Annotated in this window: 11 protein-coding genes; 2 read left to right on the forward strand and 9 right to left on the reverse strand. The window is 70.4% G+C overall.

All coding sequences use genetic code 11. The features are described from left to right. Positions 1-20: 20 nt before the first annotated feature. Entirely contained in the window at positions 21-1,577 is a 1,557-nt protein-coding gene (locus tag EV279_RS12940) for a phage tail sheath subtilisin-like domain-containing protein (RefSeq protein ID WP_133544104.1), read from the reverse strand. A gap of 295 nt (positions 1,578-1,872) precedes the next feature. On the opposite strand from EV279_RS12940, the gene EV279_RS12945 reads away from it, so the two are divergent. Beyond that, positions 1,873-3,240 carry an HNH endonuclease signature motif containing protein gene (locus EV279_RS12945; RefSeq protein ID WP_166644514.1) on the forward strand — a complete coding sequence of 456 codons (1,368 nt, stop codon included), beginning with the start codon at positions 1,873-1,875 and terminating at the stop codon, positions 3,238-3,240. Positions 3,241-3,294: 54 nt separating this feature from the next. Here the strand turns inward: EV279_RS12945 and EV279_RS12950 are convergent, their stop codons facing one another. From EV279_RS12950 to EV279_RS12980, 7 genes are all read right to left on the reverse strand, one after another. Continuing rightward, positions 3,295-6,675: a hypothetical protein gene (locus EV279_RS12950; protein ID WP_133544109.1), complete on the reverse strand. Its 3,381-nt coding sequence runs from the start codon at positions 6,673-6,675 to the stop codon at positions 3,295-3,297. 15 nt (positions 6,676-6,690) lie between these two features. Then, positions 6,691-7,410 (reverse strand): DUF4157 domain-containing protein, encoded by a 720-nt coding sequence (locus EV279_RS12955; protein WP_208109531.1) that lies wholly within the window; start codon positions 7,408-7,410, stop codon positions 6,691-6,693. 130 nt (positions 7,411-7,540) lie between these two features. Then, positions 7,541-9,589, reverse strand: a complete 2,049-nt coding sequence (locus EV279_RS12960; protein ID WP_133544111.1) for an ATP-binding protein — start codon at positions 9,587-9,589, stop codon at positions 7,541-7,543. Beyond that, entirely contained in the window at positions 9,586-10,215 is a 630-nt protein-coding gene (locus tag EV279_RS12965; RefSeq protein ID WP_133544113.1) for a DUF4255 domain-containing protein, read from the reverse strand. The genes EV279_RS12960 and EV279_RS12965 overlap by 4 nt, the downstream gene beginning before the upstream one ends. Beyond that, on the reverse strand, positions 10,212-14,240 hold the full coding sequence (locus EV279_RS16855; protein WP_166644515.1) for a choice-of-anchor L domain-containing protein: 4,029 nt from the start codon (positions 14,238-14,240) through the stop codon (positions 10,212-10,214). The genes EV279_RS12965 and EV279_RS16855 overlap by 4 nt, the downstream gene beginning before the upstream one ends. Positions 14,241-14,348: 108 nt before the next feature. Next, on the reverse strand, positions 14,349-14,972 hold the full coding sequence (locus tag EV279_RS12975; RefSeq protein WP_133544115.1) for a response regulator transcription factor: 624 nt from the start codon (positions 14,970-14,972) through the stop codon (positions 14,349-14,351). 104 nt (positions 14,973-15,076) lie between these two features. Beyond that, positions 15,077-17,638 carry a LuxR C-terminal-related transcriptional regulator gene (locus EV279_RS12980; RefSeq protein WP_166644516.1) on the reverse strand — a complete coding sequence of 854 codons (2,562 nt, stop codon included), beginning with the start codon at positions 17,636-17,638 and terminating at the stop codon, positions 15,077-15,079. A 244-nt stretch (positions 17,639-17,882) separates the two neighbouring features. On the opposite strand from EV279_RS12980, the gene EV279_RS12985 reads away from it, so the two are divergent. Next, the gene (locus EV279_RS12985) at positions 17,883-18,521 is read left to right on the forward strand and encodes a biotin transporter BioY (protein WP_133544119.1); all 639 of its coding nucleotides are present in this window, start codon (positions 17,883-17,885) and stop codon (positions 18,519-18,521) included. Between the two features lie 99 nt (positions 18,522-18,620). Here EV279_RS12985 and EV279_RS12990 read toward each other — a convergent pair whose 3' ends face one another. After that, entirely contained in the window at positions 18,621-19,664 is a 1,044-nt protein-coding gene (locus EV279_RS12990) for an ABC transporter substrate-binding protein (RefSeq protein WP_133544121.1), read from the reverse strand. Positions 19,665-19,676 lie beyond the last annotated feature (12 nt).

The following is a 19,676-nucleotide window of genomic DNA, read 5'->3' on the forward strand; positions in this document are numbered from 1 at the left end:
ACGTCATCCGACGTGCACGTTCATTCCTCGACCGCCCCGGTGCCGCCGGAGAACTGCGAGAGCTGGAAGATCACGAACTCCGCCGGCTTCACGGGCGCGACGCCGATCCGGCATACGACCCGCCCGGAGTCGATCACGTCCGCGGGATTGGTCTCGTCGTCGCACTGGACGAAGAACGCCTCCTCCGGCGTGCGGCCGAAGAGGGCTCCGCCGCGCCACTCCCCCATGAGGAAGGCCGTGATCGAGCGCCGCAGCTTGCCCCACAGAGCGGGGTCGTTCGGCTCGAAGACCGCGAACTGGGTCGCCAGGAGGATCGACTTCTCCAGATAGTTGAAGAGCCGGCGCACGTTGATGTAGCGCCATGCCGGGTCGCTGGAGAGGGTGCGGGCACCCCAGACACGGATGCCGCGGCCGGGGAATCCGCGGATCGCGTTGACGCCGATCGGATTCAGGCTCTCCTGCTCGATGCGGGTGATCTTGGTCTGCACGTCGATGGCGCCGCGGACGATCTCGTTCGCCGGCGCCTTGTGCACGCCGCGCTCGTTGTCGTTGCGGGCCCAGATGCCGGCGAGATGCCCGGACGGCGGCACGAACTTCGACGACCCGGTGACGGGATCGAGGACCTTGAGCCACGGGTAGTAGAGCGCGGCGAACTTCGAGTCGAGACCCGAGTCGTTCGTGCGCCACTTCGCGACCTCCTGGACGCTGAGTCCCGGCGGCGGGTCGAGCACGGCGATGCGATCCCCCATCAGCTCGCAGTGCGCGACGATCGCGAGCTGGACGCCCTTGACGGTCTCGAGGTCGATCGCGCCCTGCTCGTAGGCCGCCATCAGGTCCGGAACCGACACCATCGTGACGTCCTCGACCTCCTCCAGCCCGCTGAACCCGGTGCGGTCGGCCGCTTCGCCGATGTAGTTCGCCGCCGAGACCTGCTGCTTCTCGAGCACGATCGGCTCGCTCTTGGGCTCGGGGACGGCGAGCGCCGTCGTCCCGGTCTTCGGCTTGGTCTGCACCTCCGGCGCGACTGCCTCGACCGTGACGAGCTTCGACTCGCCGCCGACCCGCTTGACGACGTAGTCCCCCGAGTCGGGCTTGGACGAGACGTTCCCCCACACCTCGGGCGGCTTGCCCTCGGCGGTCACGGTGACCTTGAACTCGTCGTCGGGAGGCGAATCCCCCTCGGGCGGCGCCACCTCGACGGTGATCGCCTTGGCGCTGGCGCTCTTCGCCGTGAAGACGAAGTTCCCGATCGTCGCGGTCTGCGGTGCCGCCACCTGCTTCTGCGGCTTCCCCTGGCCGTTCGCCGACGGCTGGTCGGCGCCGATGCGCACGATGTAGCACCGCCCGCCGCCATTGAGGAAGTACCCGTACACCGAGTAGGCGAGGTACGAGCCCGGCTCGATGTCGCCGAACTGCTCGACGTACTGGGTCCAGTTCGTCACCAGTGTCGGCGTATTGAGGGGGCCCCTGGGGGCGAACCCGACGAACGCCGCGACGGCGGTGCCGACGCCTTCGATCGGTCGCGTCCCGGCGTCGAGCTCCTGGATGTAGACCCCGGGAGAGAGATACGTGGGCATCGGCGGCTCCTTCGCTCCGACGCGGTGCCTGCGCCGGCACCGCGACTGCTCTCAGGATCGAACGGAGGATGCCACGGCACGCAGTCCGCGCGGGCTTACGGCCGGGAAGCGGATGCTGCACGTTCGGGATGCGCGAAAGGGCAGGGCCGGCGCCGAGCTGGGCAAGGTGGATACCGCCCGGCGCTCAATCGTATCTTTGTTCGAAGTGAGGTAAAATTGCCTGCCTTTGGGCGGACAGCACTCCGCAGCGGTCGTCACGCTTGACAGAAGATTCGAAGTTATGTACTATAGTGCCATGCAAGATCCTTTCACGGGCGTAGAAGCAGCGCTCGCGGCCGCCCGAGATGCGTGGACTGCAGCGCACGCCGGCGGATCGGCAGCCGACGGCGTGGAAGGTGCGATGCTGGCGGCGCTGAACTCTGCGATGGGATCCCTGCGCCGGCACGTCGAGGCCGTGCACGCCTCGGTCGCAGCGGAAGTGGCGCGAGCCTCGCGCGTCGAGCTCGGGAATGCGGGCCTCGCGAAGCAGCAGGGCTTTCGCTCCCCGACATCGATGATCGCCGCAGCCACCGGAACGAACGTCGGCGACGCCGCTCGCCTGGTCGCCGTCGGCGAGGCGACGGCGCCGCGGATGACGCTCACCGGCGCGGATGCGCCACCCAAGCACGCCGAGGTGGCGGCCGGGCTCCAGAGCGGGCGGCTCAGTGTCGCCGCCGCAGGCGCGATCATCGCACTCCTCGATCGCACGGCGCTCCGCGGCGACCCCCACGCCGTGCACGAAGCCGAGCGCGTGCTGGTCGGGCAGGCGGAGGGGCTTCCGATGGATCAGCTGCGCAAGATCCTCGCCCGGGCCGAGGCGTGGCTCGACCCCGACGGCGTGCAGCCGCGCGAAGACGAACTCCGCGCGACGGCATACGTGCATGTGCGCGAGGACCGCGACGGCTCGATCCTGCTCGACGCGCGGCTCGACCCGGAACGCGGCGCGGTCGTCAAGACGGTGATCGATGCGATGGTCGGCGAGGTGCTCCGCCGTCGCGACGAGGGTCCGCGGGGTGGAATGAGCGCCGACGAGCAGCGCCCGATTCCGCAGCTTCGAGCCGATGCGCTCGCCACGATCTGCCGGCATGCTCTGGCGTGCGAGAGCAAGGATGTCCCCACCGGCGGCGCGACGGTCGTCATCCGGATCGGGCTCGACCAGCTCGAATCCGGGATAGGACTCGGGACGATTGACGGCGTCTCCCAGCCCGTGTCAGTGCAGACGATCCGACGCATGGCCGCCGACGCACAGGTGATCCCCTGCGTGCTGGGTGCAGACAGCGAGATCCTCGACTTCGGACGCGCGAAGCGCCTCTTCACCGCATCTCAGAAACTCGCACTCGGCGAGCGAGACGGCGGTTGCGCGGGATGCGGCCTTCCCCCGGGGATGACTCAGGTCCACCACCTGAGATGGTGGCATCGGGATGCCGGACCCACCGACCTCGACAACGGCATCCTGCTCTGCACCCGATGTCATCACCGCGTCCACGACGACGGCTGGGAGATCCGCATCGAGGGGCCGGGTGTGCGAGCCAAGGTGTGGTTCATCCCGCCCGTCCGCGTCGACCCCGCCCGCACACCACGCCTCGGCGGCCGCGCTCGGTACGACTACGCCCTGAGCGCGTGAACACGTCAGATGGAGCTCACCGATCCACCCGATCGATCGGCTTACGGCCCCGGGCTAGCGAATGCCCTCCCTGGCGAAGATCTCATTGATCTTCGCGGTCTGCTGGGCGACAGCGGTGCGGATGGCAGCCTCGTCGGGCTTCTGCGGCAGCTCCCCGCCCTGCGTCGAGATCCGCGTCGCCTTGTGCGCTGCCCAGTCCGCCGCCACCGCACGCACTGTCCGCTCGACGGCACCTTTCGACATGAGATCGAATGTGCGGAGAACATTGTCCTTACTCGCCGTGGACTGAGCCGGCACCCCGGACGCCGGCTGTGAGCCTCGGGCACGTCCGAGCATTCTCTTCGTCAGCTTCGCGTCGACGCTCTGCAGCGGGCTCGCCCCACCGTGACCGAAGTCCTTCCCCTTGCGCGCTGAGTTGTAGGTGAGGATTGTGGTCATCGCGTTGTAGTCGGAGTCGGGAAGCGGTTTCCCGGTCAAGGCAATGAGCACGAAACCCACATACGAACCCGGAATGACATGCTCGGACCACAGGTTGGGCCCGCGCTTGGGCTGCGAGGTGTGCGGTGCGATGTTCCCGACATGCTGCTCCGCGTAGGCATCCGGCTTCTCGGGCTTGAGCAGAGTCGGCTTCTGAGTGTCCGGATTCACCTTGCCGTAGATTGCGACCTTGCCGCCATCCAGCACGGGCTTGAGCTCCTGCATCCTGTAGAAGGCCCGGATGCTGGTGAGGAGTGGTGGGATCGCCGCCATGATCACCGGCTTGCCGACCAGGGCGTTCACGACCTTCACTCCTGCGGCGACACCCTTGTCGAGCCGCTTCTTCTTGTCCGCCTCGATCTGCTCGGGAGTCTTCTCCTTGATGCCGAGCTTCTTCTTGATCTTGCCGATGGCCTTCTTGCCGAGATCCTTCGCCTTGGCGAGCAGCTTCTTGCCGAGAGTCAGCGCCTTCTTGCCGAAGGCCACCGCCTTGCCGACCACCCAGTCGATCGCCTTGCCGACCGGCTCCTGGATCTTCTCGAGGATCGCCCTGATCTTGCCCGAGATCCCGCCGAGGCCGAGGAGCGAGGCCATGAACCCGATGATGACGGGCACCATCCGGCCGAGCGTCTTCTCGATGTAGCCCGCGACCGCGCCCACTCCCCCGCCGGCGATGGACTCGACCGAGTCGAGGATGCTGTCGACGAACTCCTTGATCTGCGCTGCCTTCTCGACGAAGAACATCACGACGTCGTAGATCATCTTGCAGGCCTTCACGAAGGCCGATGCCGGATTCAGCATCGAGATGAGCCACACGATGCCGGCCTTGATGATCTCGATCGAGACCATCTCCTTCACCTGAGTCAGGACCATCTCCTTGATGTCGCCGAGCTTCTCCAGCAGCAGCTGCCAGATGCCGGAGATGCCGACGGTCATGATGGTCTTCACCACCGTGAAGCCCTTCTCGACCGCCTCGAGCGCGCCGGGCGGAAGCTTCGCGGCGATCCGTGCGCGCACCTTCGCCCACGTCAGTCCCAGGATCGACAGGATCAGCTGCAGCACGCCTTTGAAGTCGAACTTCTCGGGCAGCTCGATGCCGCCCTCGGCCAGTGCGCCGAAGAGCCAGGACTGCAGTCCCGACTTGAGGTGCGTGGCGATGTTCGCGCCGAACTGCTGGATGCCGCCCTTGACCGCGTTCACGAAGTTGCCGAGGAAGCCGATCGGATCCTTGATGATCTTGTCGACGGCGGCCGCTGCTCGGGCGAGCACTTGCGTGAGCATCGCCGCGAGGTTCTTGATCGTGGTGATGACACCTCCGACGGCGGCGACGGCGCGCCCGACGAGGCCCTTGCTCTCCTCCTGCATCTTCGTGATCTCGGCGTCGACCTCGCCCTTGGCGGCGACGTACTTGGCGGCGAGATCCTCGACGACCGCCTGGGACTTCTCGTCGACGGAGTGCTCCAGCTGATCGAACTGCCCCGAGAACGCCTGCGCGGCCTTGTTCGCCTCGGCGCGGAGCGCGGGGTCGAGGCCCCGGATGTGCGCCGCCATCTGCTCCTTGCCAGTCGCGATCCTCGTCTTCGCCTCGGTGAGCTTGCGTCCGACGGTGTCGGCGATCGAGCTGATCACCTTCGTCATCTCGTTCTGGTAGAACGTGCGTGACTTCTCGAAGACCTTCTGCGCCGCAGGCGGCGGCCCGAACAGGAGATCCTTAGTCCAGGCGGCGAGATTCCACCCGTACTCCCGCTCCTTGAACGCGTCCATCTCCCGCTCGTGGAACTGCTTGAACGCGGCACGCGCTGCGGCCTCACCCTTCGCGAAGTCCGCCTCCACGGTCGTGTCGATGCTCGACAGGATCGCCTCGACGTCCGTCTTGGTCTTGTCGAAGATCGCCCGCAGGTCAGCATTCACCTGCGCGTGCTTGCCCTCGGCGGCACCCTTGGCCTGCTGCTGACCCCCGAGAAGCTGGTTCAGACCCGCCGCCCTTCCCGACGCCAGTGCCGCCGCACCGCCGGCGCCGGTGGCCGCCGCATCCTGTTGCGCGGCCGCGATGACTCCCGCCTCGCGCTCCCGGAGAGCCGCGGGTGCGGTGGCGGCGTGCTGAGCCGCTTCCCCCTTGGCGGCGAGCGCGTCGGTGAACTCAGGCTCGTTGGAATTGCGCAGCTGCTCCTCCGAAACGCCGGACTCGGACAGCTGCTGGTCGACCTGCGCCGGCCCATGGGCGAGATCCGTCTGCTCCTTCGGCGCCGGCGTCGGGGCCGCTCGCGCCGCCCCGAGGGCCGGCGCCGGCGTCGGCGGCGCTGCGGGCAGCGGGGTGCCGGGGGTGACGGTTGCACGGGAGGTGTCGGGTGGCTGCGCCGTGGCCTCGCTGAGCGGACCGGTCGATGCGGCCTTGCTCTGGGTGACACGCCCCTTGACCTCTGCGCCGACGGACTCCGCCTTGCCCGACGACGCGAACGTCGCAGCATCCTCCAGCGTCTTCGGCGATTGCTTGGCGATCGCCTCGTTCACGGCCGCGATGAACGCCGCCTTGTCGAAACCGGGCGTGGGAGCGCTGCCGATGGTCTCGGCGCGCTCCTTCTTGGCCTGGGCCTCCGCCTCGTCGGGGGCGGGTTCGACGGCCTTCTCGGCGGTCGCGACGGCGGCTTTCGGAGACGGATGCTGCGCCGCCCGCGCTGCCGCCGACTTCACGCTCGCGCGCACGGCGCGCAGTCCGGGATGCGTGGCGGGGTCTGCCGGTGTCGGCGCAACCGGCGGCATTCCGGCGCCTTCGACCAGACGCTGAGCACGCGCGCGTGGCGCATCCCCCTCCAGGAGCGACGTGACCGCGGCATTGCCCACCAGCGGCTGGAGCGACAGCAGCGCATGGGCCTGCCCGGGACGCGCGAGCGCCCGGTCGGCGCTCGACCGGGGTCGCTGCCGCGCCGACGCGGTCTCGAGCACGGTCACGGCGGGCATCGCGGATGCGAAGCCTCAGCCGGCTTCTTCCTCCTCCTCGGGCGCTTCCTCGCGCTGCACGAACAGCCCCTGGACGGCTGCCGACTCATCGGGCTCCTCGTCCGGGTCTTCGGCTCGCTGAACGACCGGCGCGGAGCCGTCGGCCGAACGCTGGACCGGCTCGGCGACGTCATCTGTGCTCATCACGCGCTCCGCGTTCGCGGCTGCGGCGCGCTCGAAGCGGTCGCCGGGGTCGCTGACGCTCACTCCCCCGCCCGTCGGCGTCCCGTCCACGGGTCCGCTGCGCTGCTGCATGACATGGGTGAGCTCGTGCGCCAGTGTCGTCCGCCCCGCGGTCGAGTGCGGGTCGTAGGCGTCCCGCTGGAACACCACGTGGGATCCCACCGTGTAGGCGTGCGCGCCGACCGCGCGCGCCGAGTCGTGGGCCGCGGCATCCGTGTGCACCCGGACATCCGAGAAGTCGGCGCCCAGACGGCCCTCCATGTCGCTGCGGACGTCGCGGTCCAGGCCCGATCCGCCGCTGGAGACGACGTCGAGCACGGGACTGCGCTCCTCCTCGGCCAGACCCGCGACGGCGCTGTTCCCCGCCTCCCGCTGCAGCCTCAGCATGCCGGCCGGTCCGAGCACGTCGAGCCGATGCTCACGGAGCCCGACCGGCGACACGGTGTCGGATCGACGCTCCTCTCGAGTTCGGCGGACTGCTCCGTCGATGGTGTCGAAGTCGAATGTGGACATGGCGCCTCCGTCCCCTTCTCTCTGCCTTACGCCCTCTGCGGTGGTCTCGTCGAGCCGACGGATGCGGCCGGACGGGAAGCGCGGGCTGCCCTTTCGGGCAGACGCCGAGCCGGGGCATCCGTCGTATTCATCACGCGCCGACCCTGGGCCAGTACTGACCGAATTCGCTCTCGACCAGGAGCCGCCCGAGCTTGCGGTACTCGCGCTCGACGGCCGCGACGAGGTGTCGCATCGTGACCATGCCGTCGGCGGCCGCCGCGAAGTAGCCCGCCGTGACGGCGGCAGACCGGATGGATCCGCCGGAGAGCTCGAACGCCGATCCGAGGAAGGTCAGGTCGAGATCGGATGCCCGGGCCACCCCGAAGCCGAGGCATCTGTCCCACAGTTCGGCGCGCAGCGCGGCATCCGGCATCGGGAAGTCGATGATGAGGTCGAGCCGGCGCGTGAAGGCCTCGTCGATGTTGGCGCGCAGGTTCGTCGAGAGCAGCGCGAGCCCGTCGAACCGCTCGATGCGCTGGAGCAGGTACGCGCTTTCGACGTTGGCGTAGCGGTCGTGCGCGTCGCGCACTTCGGAGCGTTTGCCGAAGACCGCGTCGGCCTCGTCGAAGAGGAGCACGCCGTTCGTGCCCGCCGCCGCCTGGAACACGCGCTCGAGATTCTTCTCGGTCTCGCCGATGTACTTGTCGACGAGCGTCGAGAGGTCGATGACGTAGAGATCGAGCCCGAGTTCGCCGGCGATGACCTCGGCCGACATGGTCTTGCCCGTGCCGGAGTCGCCGGCGAACAGCGCGACGACGCCGTGTCCGCGTCCTCCGCCCGGCCGCATGCCCCAATCGCCCAGGACGCGCTCGCGGAACCGCGCGCGCACGGCAACCTCTCTCAGGGATTCGGCGGTGAGCTCCGGGAGCACGAGGTCCCGCCAGCCGACCGTCGGAGTGATGCGACGGGCCAGGCGGTCGAGCGTCGAGCCGTTCTCGGCACGGGCGCCGGCTCCGAGATGTGCGGCGGTCAGACGGCCGTCGGCGCTCACGGAGGCCTGCGTGCGCGCGGTCTCGGCCGCGCGCACCACCTGCTCGGGACGCAGGCGGAAGGGTGCCGTGACGGCGTGCAGGTCGATGCCGTCGCCGTTCATCCCGAGCGTCGAGCGCCACAGTCCGGCTCGTTCGTCGACGGTGCTCGGCGGGGCGTCGATGACGGCGGGGAGGCGCTGCGTCCAGCCCGGGTCCCACGTGTCGCTGCCGACGAACACGGTGGGCAGCGGCGCGGCGTCGAGCGCCGCGAGGACCTCCGGGTCGGTGTCGCGCGCGACCGGACCCGCGATGAGACCGCGACCCCGCAGCCGGACCTCGCGCACCGCGAGCCGCGCCACCGCCACACCGCGATCGGACGTGAGACGGTCGAGGTGCAGATGCACGGCTCCGCGTCCGAGCGCTGCGAAGGCCCGACCGGCGAGGACCGACCCGGACCCGGTCGCCGCCTCGCGCACGTACAGGGTGCGGATGCCTCGGCGCAGCGCCGCGACGATCGGGGCGGGATCGCCCCACTCGATGTCGGGCGACTCGCTCACCAGGCCGTCGAGCGCGGGGTCGGGACGGTCGTCGCCGAGGAGATGCGAGACGATGCGATCCGGGACGCGGAGGGCGCGGCTCGGCAACGCCCGCTCCGGGTCCTCGATGATCACGAGACCCTTGTCGACGAGCGGCCCGTGCACGAACCGGCCACGGTCGGCCGCCGAGACGAGGGGCACGCCGCACAGCTCGAGGGCGAGCGCGACGGACGGGCGCCGCCGCGTCACGTCGTCGTTCAGGTAGCCGAAGAAGCGCTCGAACCTCGGATCGAGATCGGCGGCCAGCGCGATGATGAGCATGTCGACGTCCACCTCGGCGAGGTCGAACACCTCGCGGAGGTCCCGCAGGCGGAGACGGGCGCCGCCCGCCGCCGCCTCATCGGCGGCGCGCTCGCACGCCTCCAGCCGTCCCGAGGCGTCCGACCACCGGGCACCGCCCGGCGTCGCGTCGAGGAGCCGATCCACCATCTCCTCACTGAGGTAGAGCCCGCGGAACGGATCGTCCGGGTGCGGATCGTCGGCACGCCGGGCGAGGACCAGCGCGCGGATGCGGTCCTCGATGACCCCGAGACGCCCGAGGAGGTGCGCGACGCTCGCTTCCTCGCCGGTCACGTCGGCTCACCCTCCGGCACCCGCTGCCCGCGGTCCTCGGTCACCCCAGCCTCCAGCAGATCGCTGAACTCGGCCTGGACCCCGGCCGTGACAGGCGGACCCGCCTCGAAGACGACGCCGGTCGCCATGGGAACCGTCACGACGACGTCGAGAGACGGCTTGAGCTCTCCGCCGAGCGAGGACCAGACGTCGGCGAAGGCGCGGTCCTCGGGCGGTGGCAGCGCGATCGTCACGGCGACGGGTCGCCCCATCTCGGCGAGCGACCCCGTCATAAGCTCCGCAGGGAGGGCGTCGAACGGCAGCAGCGCGCGGAGGAGGCCGTCGAGCAGCCGGTGCTCGTCCTCCGGCCGCTGCGTCCAGGCCGTGACGAGGTAGGACAGCTTGAAGAAGCGCGGCCCGGGCGCCCGGGTGACGACGATGCCGTTCTCGTTCCGCGTCTCGACGAATCCCCGCTCCCGCCGCCGCAGGTCCTCCCGGATGTCGTAGAGGTAGAGGTTGACGGTCGGCGCGTTCCGCCGCGCGGCCCAGTCCTTCGTCGGCGCATCGAAGACGACGTCCACGTCCTTCGGGATGCCGGGTATCTCGCGCACGAGCTCGCCGAGCGCCTGGTCCACTTCTGCGATCATCCGCCCCTCCCGACCAGTTCGTCCGCCACCGTGCTTCGCGGCACGAGAAGTGTGGGAAGCGCGGGGTGGAAGTCGCCGAACCTGCCGTCTGTGCTGCTGATCGTGAAGTCGCGGAGCCCCAGCAGCGCGCGGCGGACGACGAGGATGCGCTGGCTGTCGAAGGTGACGCCTGCGGGAAGGACGAGGGTGGAAGTCGGCACGGGCAGCGGAGCGCTACCCCAGCTCATCGAGATGCTGGCGCCCTCGGGGAGGCTCTCGACATAGACCGTCACCACCTCGCCCGGGCGGGCGACGCGCGGCACGATGGTCACCTTCGGCTGAAGCACGGTGATGTCGACGAAGTCGGACCCGATCCACTCGATCGGCAGCTCGGCGATGACGGGATCGCTGGGCGGGGGCGGAACCGGGGGCGCATCGGGCGGCTGCACCGTGATCGTCACGGGAGCGCTGAGCGAGTCGTCTCGGCCGTCGTTCGCGCGGAACGTGAAGGAGTCGGGCCCGCTGTATCCCGCGGCCGGGGTGTAGATGAGGTTCGGCGGGGTCCCGGTGAGCACGCCGTGCGCGGGTTGGCCGACGATCGCGTAGGTGAGGTCGTCGCCGTCCGCGTCGGTCGCCGACAGTGCGAGCCCCACCGCGGTGCCGTGTGCGGTGATCACGGACTGGCCGACGGCGACAGGCGGTCGGTTCGACCGGAGGCTTCCCGCGGCGAGGAAGACCTGGCTGTCCCACTGTTCCGCGACCGTGTCGGCGATCGCGATCTTCACCGTGTTCCTCTCGTCGGGCGTGACTTCCGCCACGCACTGGAGCACGGTGGTGAGCCCGTCCGCCTGCAGATCGAGAGGAGAAGGAGTGGGACTGCTGTCGGAAAGGTCGGGGGTGTTGTCCCGGTACAGCTCCGGCCTCTGCGCGTCGGTTCCGAGCGGCGAGCCGCCGTTGATCGTCTCGACCGAGACCGGGTCGGACTCATCGTCGGGGGTGAGCGCGCAATTGACCCCGTTCACGAAGATCGCGAAGACACCGTGGGCCTCGAGGTCGGCGTACTCGCTGTACTCCTCACTCGCGAAGACGAAGTCGAGGAGGAGCTGCGACGACGCCGGGACGACATCGAAGGCGAGAACGGACGCATCCCGCGTGTCCCAGTCGAATTCAGCCTCGAGATCGCTGTCCCCGGGCGCCTCGAGGTAGCCGGTGGTCGTCTCACTGCGGTTGGGACCGGGGGCATCGGAGACATAGCCGGAGCTCAGGATCACGCCCTCGGGGAATCCGACCACGTCGAAGCCCGAGAACAGACCGGCTCCGGCGTCACTGCCCGTGTAGTCGACGTTGCCCACGGTCACCCCCGGTCCGACGAGCGCGTCGACGAGATCCTCGGACGTGACCGCGGAGAGGTCCCTCACCTCTTGCGCGGGCCCCGCGAACTGCACGAAGGGCGGGTTCAGCGGGTCGATGGAGAGGGCGGTCGACGGGGGCGCGGAGTTCAGGACCGGCGGGTCCGACGGCGAGGGCGGGTCGGTCGGCGTAGGGGAATCCGAGGGTGTCGGCGTGGGCGGATCCGAGGGTGTCGGCGTGGGCGCGGGGAGAGGCAGCGGCGTGGGAGCCTCCGCGGTGTACGACCACGAGAAGCCGCCGACGCGGATCCGGCCGGTGCTCGGGAATGCACTCGGGTCCGCATTCGCGGGCTCGACCGCAGGCATCGCGAAGGTGAGCGTCACCTGCTTGGTCGCGTTGACAGCATCCAAGCCGGTCACCCGGCACACGCGTTCCGCGACCATCGCGTCGCAGCCCGCGATGGCGATCAGGGTCGTGAACGTCGGCCACTCCAGAGCGAGATCCACCGTCAGGCCGGGGAGCGCGCCGGGGATCGATCCGGTGTGCGTCACCGTCGCCGTCGCCGTGACGGGCTGGCCGCCCGTCCACCCGGTGTCGCGGTCGATCACGAGGTCGACGCCGATCCTCGGGTCCAGCACCGTGAAGGTCTCGGCATCCGACCCGATCCACCCGGTCGGATAGACGGTGCAGTCGTCCGGGGAGCCCGAACACAGCACCGCCCCGGATGCGGCGATCTCTCCCACTCCGCCCGCCGACGACGGCATGTCGAACCACACCCGCACGCTTCGCGCGTCACCGACCTGCTCGAATCGCGGCAGGAAGCAGATGTCGCCGTCCCGGTACTCGCACCCGGATATCTCGGGAGGGTCGACGACATCGAGGAAGGAGGGCCACTGGATGCGGATGCCGACGGTGTCGACGTTGTCGTCGACCGCGGCCAGATGGTCGAAGGTCACCCGGATCTCGGCCTGCAGCCGAAGCCCCCGGACCGTGCTGATGGACCGATCGAGCACGACGTCGACCGGGAACACCCCGGCGTCGAGGATGTAGGGGTAGTCGCTGGGGAGGATCCACGTCGCGGGCAGATCGACGGCTGCCCCGTCGTCGAACATCCGAAGCGCCGATCCCGTCAGAACCACATCGCCGCTGACGGATTCGGCGATGGACGCAGGCGTGACGAACTCCAGCGTGAATTCGACGCTGTCCCCCGGCGAGTCCAGGTCCGACACCCTGCAGACACCCCCGGTGGGCGCGGGAACGGGGTCCGGGACGAAGTCCGCGCATCCCTCGGTCGGACCGCCTGCAGGCGTGAAGAAGGCGGGCCAGTCGATGCGCACCGTCGCCTCGGCGCCGGGCAGCACGCGATCGCTGGTTTCCCGGTGCCACACCCGGAAGGTCGCGACGACCGGCGGTCCCCCGGGGGCTCCGGTCGACGAGTCCAGCTGGACCGATGTGAGGATCGGCTCCTCGAACACGGTGACCAGCATCGATGATCCGGCGACCCACTCGCTCGGCATCGGCACATCGGCCAGCGCTGCCGCGTGGATGCTGTCGGAGGCGAGAGCCGACGCCGACCCCGCGGGCGGGCTCTTCGCAGATGCGAGGACGAACTCCGGGGCGGACGGAACGACGGGGGCGAAATTCGGCACGGCTGCGCCCCGGACCTCGACGCGACCGACCGCGCCGCGCACCTCTATGCGCCCCGAGCCCGGGCGCGCCGCTCGCATGTCGAAGGCAAGTCCGACGGTGTGGGTGGCTCCGACGAGGACCAGACCCGAGACGGTGCAGTGCGCACGCCGCTCCGCCGCGATCACGGAACAGCCGGGATCGCTGACGCTCGGGACCCCGAGGAAGTCGGGCCAGAGGATGTCGAACGCCACCTCGGCGGAGGTGATGTCGCGGTCCGGGTCTTCGGGATCCGGCGTACGAGCGACGGACACGTCGATGTCGATGGGCGGGCCCGTCGGCCACCCCTCCGCGTCTCCCGTGAGTCCCGTCGCGTAAGCCGGCAGACCGAGCACGAAAGGACGGGCGTCCGAGCCGAGAGCGTCCGGTGGCCCTAGCGACACGAACTCGAGACCGCCCTCGTCGTCGGTGACCCCCCGTGTCACCGTCGCCCGCACAGTTCCGGTGAACGGGTTGGTCGAGAAGGCCCAGTCGGAGGAGAGCGGTATCCGCACCACCGCGGTCGACCCGGGCGCCCAGAGGCCGGCGATGAAGCACTCGTCGCCGGTCGAGAAGTCCCGAGCGAACTGCGGTGGAGGCGGATCGGACGGGTCCTCGGGCGGATCCGGCGGAAGGTTCATCGGCACCGTCGTACCCTGCGCCACCCAGAAGGCGCACTCACCTGCGGGTGGGGAGGGATAGTAGGCAGGCGCGCTGCCACGAAGGACACCGTCCCAGTCCAGCCGCACGCCCACGCGGAAGTCGTCGCCCGCCGAGCCGCCCGTTGCGTCGCGCGTGACGGTGATCTCCGCGAACGCCGACCCGCGCAGGGGAATCTGGGTGGCGACGGCTCCGGTCGCGTCGACCAACCTCATATGAACCTGGTAGGGAAGGGTGGACTGATGGGAGGCGGGCACGACACCGGCGGGCAGGTCGCTGCCGGTTGCCGTGGCGGGGGCGGCGACGACCGCACCGCCGAGCACGAGGCTCACGGCGGCGAGCGCTGCGGCGAGGCGTCGTCGGAGTGTCACGGTGATCCTGCTTCCGCTTCCATCGTCATGAGAACGTCGGTCGCCGCCGTGCGAGGCCGGGGCATCCGTCCGTGCAGGCCGACATGCCCGACCGGGCACGCAGCTGCCTCAGATGAGTCCTTCCCGCATCGCATATGCGACTGCGTGCGAGCGGTTGCGCAGCTGCAGCCGCGTCGTGATGTCGTGCAGGACGTTCTTCACCGTCCGCTCCGAGTACGACAGCTTCTGTGCGATCTCGGCCGTGTCCCATCCCTCCGCGACGAGCTTGAGCACTTCGACCTCGCGTGCGGCGAGCCCCGAGAAGGGGATGCCGCGCGGATCGAGCACCGTCCGCTGAAGGCGGCCCACCTCGTCGAGCAGCCGACCGAGCAGATCCGGCGGCACGGTGCCCTCCCCCGCCGCCGCGGCGCAGATCGCGGCGACGAGCCGGTCCGGGCGCGCCTCGGAGCGCCGGACGAGGCCGACGACCCCGGTCTCCACGGCGCGGACGAGATCGCCGTCGCTCAGCTGCGTCGCGATGAGCACCGTTCGCGACTCGCCGTGGCGCTGCAGGAAGCGCAGCGTCGTCAGCGTCTCGTCATCCACGACGTCCGCTACGACCACCACCACCTCCGGCGTGATCTCCTCACCCGCACTGACGACGCGCACCTCGGGGCGCGGTCGCAGCTGACTGACGATTCCGGCCTCTGAGATCGGGTCGCGCGCGTTGACGCGCACCGATGTTCGGCTCATGGTGGTCTCACTTTCCCCATCCGACGAGACGAGCCCGCGCTCACCCCACCGGGACCCATGGCCTCCCCCCGCTGCCAGTGTGCCCACTGCTGCGCGGGTTTCCTCTACGTACCCGCGCGACTACGTAGCTCGAGGGTGTCCTCCAGATGTGCGGCGAGGTCTGCCCGGCTGCGGATGCCGAGCTTGTGATACACGTTCGACAGATGCGTCTGCACGGTCCGGACCGACAGCCCGGTGTCGGCCGCGATCTCGGCATCCGTCCGTCCGCCCGCGGCGCGCTGCGCGAGGTCCGACTCGCGTCCGGTCAGCATCGTCACGGGAGCCGCCGGAACCACTGGGCTGTGCAGTGAGGGGCAGCGCCCGCGGAGGGTCGCCAGCAGCTCCGGATCGGCGCCGGCGGGAAGGGTGGCCGCCGCGCTCGCGACCTCGAGCGCGCGCCAGACGTAACCCCGGGCGGCGAGTTCGCCCGCGCACGCCGTGAGAGCCGCCGGATCCCGTTCCAGCCACGCGTGCGCCAGCTCCTGCGAGCGCCGGAGGGAGGCGACGGCAGGACCGCCGCGGATCCCGAGCAGTGCGCGGGCTGCGGCATCCGATCCGTACCGGACGGCTTGATCGAGCGCGTAACGCCCGCGGGTGACCTGACCGCGCGACACCGCCGCCGTCCCCGCCGCGAGCAGGCGCTCGGAGGCGCCCTCGACGTCGCCGCGCGCGGCGTCGAGCAGAGCCGAGGCCCGCGCGAGGTCGCTCTCGAACAGCCGCGACCTGCGGGAAGCGAGAGCGCGATCGCGGTGCTGCTGCGCCTCGTCGTGCCGGCCGGAGAGCACGAGCACCTCGATCAGGGTCGCCCTCGTCCAGGCTCGGAACGCCAGCGCCCACGTGCCGTCGACGACGACGGCGCAGACGGCGAACGGCAGCGCCACGGCCGGCGTCCCGCGTTCGAGGGCGATGCGTGCCAGCTGATGGGAGTGCTGCGCCCGCATGCCCTCGTCCTGAAGGGAGAGAGAGCGCTCGTACGATGCGCGAGCGAGCGAGTGAGCTGCGTCGAGCGACTCCCGCACCTCGATCAGCGCCCATTCGTCGATGAGCCGCGCCGACTCGGCACCCTCGGGAAGGTCGTCCCCCGCGCGTGACACCAGCCGCGAGCGAAGCGCCCGGAGACCGTCGTAGTCCCGCATGCGTCCGGCGTGGACGAGCGCAGCACTGACGGTCAGCGCAGCGTGCGCGCGCGCGATCGTCGGGGCGTGCTCGTCGTGCACGACGGGGCGTCCGGCGCGGAGCGCACCGGGGATGTCGCCGAGCTGCAGGGCGGCGCTCGCGACGTGCGCCGCCGCGAGCGCACCCGACTCGGCATGCGGCGCGAGGAGCCCCATCGCGCGCTGCGGATCGTTCCCCGGGAACAGGAGCAGGAACGCGCGGACGATGTCACGCTGACGCCGAAGGTCGGCGGGCAGCTCGGCGTCGTCCAGTTCCGCCAGCAGCATCTCGGCATCCGCCGCTCGATGCTCATGGGCGAGCATGGATGCCACGCCGAGTCTGTCCTCGACGGAGACCGCTCGAGCGATCGCGAGCTCGAGCAGGGCATCAGCCGCCGAAGCGGACAGCCGTTGAACCCGCCGGGCCGCCCGCAGGAGGTCGTGCGCCGGCACCCTCGCCCCCAGCTCGCAGCGCCATGTGAGCAGACGCGCGGCGAGCAGCGGATCCTCGGGGGGATGCGGATGCGCATCGACGAGACGCTGCTCGAGATCCAGGCGGGTGCTGGTCGGCAGGTCCGCCACCAATGCCTCGGCGATCCACGGATGCCGCGGCTCGAGGACCGGGCTGTGCTCGTGCGGGACCACCGTGATGAGGCCCGCCACCTCCGCCTCCTCCATCGAGGCGGCGCTGGCCAGACCCCGCGCGACGGTCAGCGGCAGTCGCCGCGCCAGCGCGACCAGTCGGGCGATCCGCAGACCGCCTTGGGAGACGGGAGCGGAGGCGCCGACGCCGCCGCTGTCCGAAACGGGAGCAGAGCCGCCGAGGACGTAGGCCATGTCCGCCTCGTAGCCGATCCGACGGGCACGGGTCAGCCCGTCGAGGATCTGCTGCGCGTACAGGGGGACGCCGCTCGACCAGCGGGCGACGAGCGAGACCAGGCCCGGATCGGGCGTGGCGGCCAGACGCGCCCGTATCGTCTGCGCGAGCTCGTCCTCCCGCAGCGGACCGAGCGTCACCGGCGTACCGGTGTGATCGCGCATGATCGCCCGGACGGCCTCGTCCACGTCGCACCCCGCCTTGACCCCGAGCAGGAGGGGGACCTCCGCGCGCGCCAGCTGCAGGAGCAGCGCCGCCGAGGCGTCGTCGAGGTGGTGGGCCTCATCCACGATCACGAGCGGCTTGCTGCGCACGAGCGCAAGGCGCAGGCGTGTCGCCGCCTCGAAGGTGGTCTCGACGCGGTCGACGATGGGGAGGAAGACTCCGAGAGGCATCGTGGAGCCGGCCCGCGTCGCGACGAGCTCGTGCACGGGGCGCTGCGGCCGGACGCGTTCGGCCACCCGGCGAAGGAGCGCCGACACGCCGATGCCGGGCGACCCGACGACGACGCGGGAATGGCCGGCGACCGCCGACCGCGCGAGCTCCTCGAGCTCGGACCGTCGTCCGACGAAGGTGCGATGCGGTGACCGGGACATGACGTGCTCCATCGCCGTGCCGCCGAGCGCCCGTCGGCGACGTCTCGAGCCCTCTCCCGGTATCAGTGTGCCGCGTGGGGCAGGGCTGCGGTATGCGCGGAATCACGGATACGCGAAGACGCACAGGGGGAAGGCCCGGTCGTCGTATGACATCGCCAGAATCCGGCGCCGGCCGCGGCCCTAGGATGAGTCGCAGAGCCGCACCCCTCTCGCGCCGTCCCGCGCGCGACGCCCAAGGAGCCTCATGTCCGCCATCGCCGCATCCCCCGGCCGCCGCCCGGTGCTCGCCGATCTCATCGCCCGTCCGTCCGGCCGCGCTCGTGCATTCGCCGTGGACGCGGGCCTGGTCATCGCCGGCGCCGCCGTCGTCGCCGTGCTCGCGCAGGTGCAGGTCCCGCTGTGGCCGGTGCCGATCACGGGTCAGACCCTCGGCGTCATCGTCGTGGGCGCCGCCCTCGGCGCCTGGCGCGGCGCGGCCGCCCTGACGACCTACCTGTTCCTGGGGCTCGCGGGCCTGCCGATCTTCGCCGAGTTCACCGGGACGATCGCAGCGATCGCGAAGCCGAGCTTCGGCTTCATCATCGGCTTCATCGTCTCGGCCTTCGTGGCCGGGTGGTTCGCCGAGCGCGCGTGGGATCGCAAGCCGCTCCTCGCGTTCGTCGGCTTCGCCATCGCCAGCGTCATCCCGTTCCTCTTCGGCGTGCCGTACATGGCGTTCATCCTCAACTCCGTGCTCGGCCTCGACTTCAGCTTCGGCGAGATTCTCCAGGTCGGCGTGCTGCCCTTCATCGTCGGGGGCGTCATCAAGGCCGGCCTCGCGGCGCTCATCATCCCGGGCGCATGGGCGCTCGTCCGCGCCGCGGACCGGCGCAAGCAGGGCTGAGCGAGCCCGGTCGACGACCCCGCGAAGAAGCCTCCCGAGCCTCAGCGAGGATCGGGGGGCTTCTTTCGCCGGCGTCGGCTCGGCGGAGCCGTCGCTGCGTCAGCCCTGAGCGACGGCCGTCGCCGCAGCGAGCTTCTCGACCATCGTCGGAAGCAGCCACGGCAGCGACAGCGCGGTCGGTGAGACGGCCGCCACGTTCTCTTCGCCGACGATCGGCGCGACCGCACCCCGGGCAACGGCCGGGATGAGCTTGCCCTGGTCGGAGGCGAGGAACTGGTCGAGGGCCGATTGCTCTTCCCCCTGCGTGAAGATGACCTGCGCGTCGATCTTGTCCAGGTTCTCGTAGCTCACGGTCGTGTAGAACGTCCCCTCCCCGGTGTCGAGGTCGGTGACACTCGCGGGGGACACGAAGCCGAGGTCTTCGAGGATCTCCACCCGCGGATCGGCCGGGAGGTACAGGTAGAGCGTGTCCACGTCATCGTCGATGTAGGCGATCGTGGTGCCCGAGAACTCCGGGTGGGCTGCTGCGGCATCCGTCACCTGCTCGTCGAGCGACGAGACGAGCTCTTCGGCCTCCGGCTCGAGCCCGAGAGCCCTGCCGGTCTCGGTGATGACGTCGCGCCACGGCGTCGACCAGAGCGCCTCCTCGGGCGCGACCACCGGGATGCCCGCCTTCGTCACAGCGTCGTACTCCTCCTGGGTGAGGCCGGAGTAGGGCGCGAGAAGGACGTCGGGGTCGGCGGCGAGCAGCTCCTCGATCGACAGCTCGTAGGTGGCGTTGTCGAGGATCGCCGGCTGCTCGCCGCCGAGCCCGTCGATGGCCTCTTCGACCCACGGGGTGATGCGGTCGTCGCCCCCGCCGTAGTCCATCGATGAGATCGCGACGGGGACGATGCCGAGCGCGAGCACGGCATCCGTCGCCCCCCATCCCCACGTCGCGATGCGCTCGGGCGCCGCGTCGATCGTCGTTTCGCCGTACATGTGCTCGAAGGTGACGGGGAACGCCGACGAGTCGCCGGGCGCCGCCGACGAGGTCTCCTCGGAGCCGGCGGAGCCGGCTGGGCTTGCGCAGCCGCTCAGCGCGAGGGCACCTGCTGCGGCGATCGCCGCGAGGGCGGCGACGGGGTGGAGGCGAGAAGGCATTGCTGTGTGCTT

Source organism: Microbacterium sp. BK668 (assembly GCF_004362195.1).
Classification (GTDB): domain Bacteria; phylum Actinomycetota; class Actinomycetes; order Actinomycetales; family Microbacteriaceae; genus Microbacterium.

Coding starts and splice junctions, on each gene's coding strand:
- EV279_RS12940 (WP_133544104.1), bottom strand. CDS start 1,577: ATGCCCACGTATCTCTCTCCCGGGGTCTACATCCAGGAGCTCGACGCC.
- EV279_RS12945 (WP_166644514.1), top strand. CDS start 1,873: ATGCAAGATCCTTTCACGGGCGTAGAAGCAGCGCTCGCGGCCGCCCGA.
- EV279_RS12950 (WP_133544109.1), bottom strand. CDS start 6,675: ATGCCCGCCGTGACCGTGCTCGAGACCGCGTCGGCGCGGCAGCGACCC.
- EV279_RS12955 (WP_208109531.1), bottom strand. CDS start 7,410: ATGTCCACATTCGACTTCGACACCATCGACGGAGCAGTCCGCCGAACT.
- EV279_RS12965 (WP_133544113.1), bottom strand. CDS start 10,215: ATGATCGCAGAAGTGGACCAGGCGCTCGGCGAGCTCGTGCGCGAGATA.
- EV279_RS12975 (WP_133544115.1), bottom strand. CDS start 14,972: ATGAGCCGAACATCGGTGCGCGTCAACGCGCGCGACCCGATCTCAGAG.
- EV279_RS12980 (WP_166644516.1), bottom strand. CDS start 17,638: ATGTCCCGGTCACCGCATCGCACCTTCGTCGGACGACGGTCCGAGCTC.
- EV279_RS12985 (WP_133544119.1), top strand. CDS start 17,883: ATGTCCGCCATCGCCGCATCCCCCGGCCGCCGCCCGGTGCTCGCCGAT.
- EV279_RS12990 (WP_133544121.1), bottom strand. CDS start 19,664: ATGCCTTCTCGCCTCCACCCCGTCGCCGCCCTCGCGGCGATCGCCGCA.